Annotated in this window: 3 protein-coding genes; 2 read left to right on the top strand and 1 reads right to left on the bottom strand. The window is 72.3% G+C overall.

Going from position 1 to position 3,175, the window contains the following annotated elements:
• On the bottom strand, nucleotides 1-696 hold a 696-nt coding region (locus ACY0I8_RS17275), incomplete at its 3' end, for a hypothetical protein (protein WP_461395739.1).
• Between the two features lie 169 nt (nucleotides 697-865).
• Here ACY0I8_RS17275 and ACY0I8_RS17270 point away from each other — a divergent pair.
• Both ACY0I8_RS17270 and ACY0I8_RS17265 read left to right on the top strand, forming a co-directional pair.
• A complete protein-coding gene (locus ACY0I8_RS17270; protein WP_459941475.1) occupies nucleotides 866-1,876 on the top strand; it encodes a deoxyguanosinetriphosphate triphosphohydrolase family protein in 1,011 nt (336 codons plus the stop codon).
• Nucleotides 1,877-2,014: 138 nt separating this feature from the next.
• On the top strand, nucleotides 2,015-3,175 hold a 1,161-nt coding region (locus tag ACY0I8_RS17265; RefSeq protein ID WP_461395738.1), incomplete at its 3' end, for a response regulator.

Raw genomic sequence — 3,175 nt, 5'->3', positions numbered from 1 at the left:
CGGGGTGACGACCTCCTCCATCCAGGTGGCCGTGGCCTCGAACCACCACCCCTCCTTCCGCCAGCGCGAATCCGGCACCGCCGCCTCGTCGTCCCACGGGTACCCCAGGGACCGCTGGACGGCGTGGAACAGCTCGTGGGCTGCGGTGGCCCGCAGGACGGCCGCCTCATCATGGGTGTGGGCGGAGAAGTCGTCGTTCACCACCATGTAAGCCACACCGAAATCGGTGTCGATTTCGGTGTAGGCATAGTACGAGGAATCCAAAAGCACCGGGGTTCCCTCGACCACCACCCCCGTGTTCCCCACGTACACGTCGATGTAGTAGCGGTCGGAGCCGTAGGGTGCCGGGAACCCCAGCCCCACCAGGGTGTCGTAGGCGTCTTCCAGGGCATCGGCCCACTCGCCGACCCAGTCGGGCTTGCCGTCACCGTTGCTATCGCCCCAGTCTGTGTCACTCGCGTCGTAGCCGTCGCCCCACAAGACCCGGAAATGCTCCGTGGTCAACACATGGGCCCCAGCCGTGTCGACCGGGGCAACCTCCCGCAGCGCGGCCCGCCGAGGAAGCGGCGCAAACCGCACCTGGGGGCCGCGGTCCCTCACCCCCGTGCCGCACCGGGCGGCCCATCCCTCCCCGGCCAAGCCGGCGAGCATTCCCGCGCACAGGAGGAGGCATCCGATCGTTGCGCGTTTCGCCATTGGGGTCTCCTTGGGGGCCGCACCCGCCCCGTCTCGGCACGGATCGGCACGACCCCCACCGAACCTTACCTTGCCCCCAGGCCCCGCCGCCAGTCCTTGGCCCCCGGCCGTCGCTTGCGCTACCCTGGCGGGGGCGAGGAGGGACGGCGTGGACGGTTGCGTGCGCGAGATGTTGGAGGCGGCGGAGGACCGGGAGCTCCATCCGCGGGCGGCCCGGTCGGCCCGTTCGCGGGGGCGGGCGCGGCCCGAGGAACCCTGCGACATCCGGCCCTGCTTCCAGCACGACCGGGACCGGATCCTCCACTCCAAGGCCTTCCGCCGGCTCAAGCACAAGACCCAGGTGTTCCTGGCCCCGGCGGGCGACCACTACCGCACCCGGCTCACCCACACCCTCGAGGTGAGCCAGATCGCCCGCACGATCGCCCGGGCCTTGCGGCTCAACGAGGCGCTGGTCGAGGCCATCGCCCTGGGCCACGACCTCGGGCACACCCCCTTCGGCCACGCCGGGGAAACCGTGCTCCGGGAACTCCGGCCCGGGGGGTTCCACCACGCCGTCCAGAGCCTGCGGGTCGTCGATCTGCTGGAACGGGGCGGCCGGGGGCTCAACCTCACCCACGAGGTGCGCGAGGGCATCCTCCACCATTCCAAGGGTCGCGGGGAGATCCTGGCCACGGGGGTGAGCCTGGAGGCCCAGGTGGTGCGGGTGGCCGACCTCATCGCCTACCTCAACCACGACGTGGACGACGCCCTGCGGGCCGGGGTGATCCGCCGCGAGGAGATTCCGGCCCGGGTGCGGGCCGTGCTGGGGGAGACCCACGGGCAGCGGATCGACCGGATGGTCCGGGACGCCGTGGCCGAGACCATGCGGCGCGGCTGGGAGGCCATCGCCCTGGGCGAGGAGGTCCACGCCGCGGCCTTGGAGCTGCGGGAGTTCCTGTACGAGCGGGTGTATGAAAACCCGACGGTCCACGGCGATTTCGTCAAGGCGAAAAAGATCCTGGAGGAGCTCTACGGCCACTTCGTGGCGAACCCCGACTGGTTCCTGGAGACCCTGGCCCAGCCGATCCCCGGGGAGAAAATCGAGGACCTCGCGGCCGACTTCGTCGCGGGCATGACCGACCGGTACGCGATCCTGCTCTACGAGCGGATCTTCATGCCCCAGCCCTGGAAGGTGATTTAGGGACGGCGGCCCGGTCGACGGCCGGCTCGGGCTCCCCTCGCCCCGCCGGCGCACCGAGCGCCGGAGACCGGTGACCGACTTCGCTTCAGTTTTTCGTAAGACGGCCGAAACGTAGGGAGAACCGCCAAGGGAGACGTCATGCCCAAGACCGTGCTGGTGGTGGACGACAGCCCCACGATCCGGGAGGCCGTGCGCCTGGCCCTGGCGGGGGAACCGTGGGACGTGGTCGAGGCGGCGGGGGAGGAAGAAGCCTTGGCCGCGCTCGGCGAGGCCTCCCCCGACGTGGTCCTGTGCGACGCCGATCTGGGCGAAGGTGACGGCTTGGGCCTGTGTCGCAGGCTGCGAGAGCACCCGGCAGCGGCCCGGGCGCCCGTGGTGCTGATGGGGGCCCGGGTGGCCCCGGCCGCGGCCAAGGCCGCCGGCGCCATCGCGATCCTCGCGAAACCCTTCTCCTCCGAGGAACTCCTCGGGGCACTCCAGGAGGCCGTGGAAATGCAAAGCTTCGGCATGGACAACCTGGAACTGGACCTCACGGCCGAGGCCGACGAGAAGCGTCCGGCCGGGGCCGCTCCGGCTCCGGCGGGCGATGAGGTGGAGATCATCGACCTCTCGGACGAGGACGACCTCTCGGAGTTCGAGCTCCTGGAGGACCTGGAGCCGATCGAGGTGCCGCCGCCCGGGGAGGAGGAGCCGGAACTGGGCCTCGACGACCTCCTGTCGTTCGAGGCCGATCTGGGCCACGGGGAGGACGCCGGACAGCCGGTGGACCTCGAAGCGGCTGCCCCGGCCGGGGCGGGCGAGGCGGAGGACGAGATCGGGGATCTCCTGGCCTCGATCGGCGAGGAGCCCGCGGAACCCGCGGCCGCCCCCGTCGAGGGGGACGACGAGGACATCGGCGACCTCCTCGCCTCGATCGCGGACGAGCCCGCCGAGGCTCCCGCCGCCGAGCCCGCGGGGGAGGACCTCGACCTGGGGGAGGGCCCCTGGGCCGCCCCTGAGGAGGAGGCCCCCCCCGCCGGCGAACCGGGGGCCCCGGAGGAACCCGGCGAGCCCCTCGGGAGTGCGCCGGGTGCGGGCGCGCCGCCCCCCGAAGAGGCCGCCGCCCTCCCGGAAGAACCCCTCTCCGACGAGGTGCCGGAGGAGCCGGCCGCCGCTGCGGCCGCCACTTTCCCCGAGACGCCCGAGGCCTACGAGGAAGGCGCCACCGGCTGGGAGGAGCCCGGCCAAACCCCGCCCCACCGGGCCGACTGGGACGAGGGGGTGGAGGAACCGGCGACACCGGCGGCGGCCGCCGCGGAT

The sequence above is a fragment of the Deferrisoma sp. genome (genome assembly GCF_054681715.1).
This window is presented reverse-complemented; position numbering and strand designations above follow the sequence as displayed.

Excerpts from the sequence above, each read along its gene's own strand:
- ACY0I8_RS17270 (WP_459941475.1), top strand. The coding sequence starts at position 866 with ATGTTGGAGGCGGCGGAGGACCGGGAGCTCCATCCGCGGGCGGCCCGG.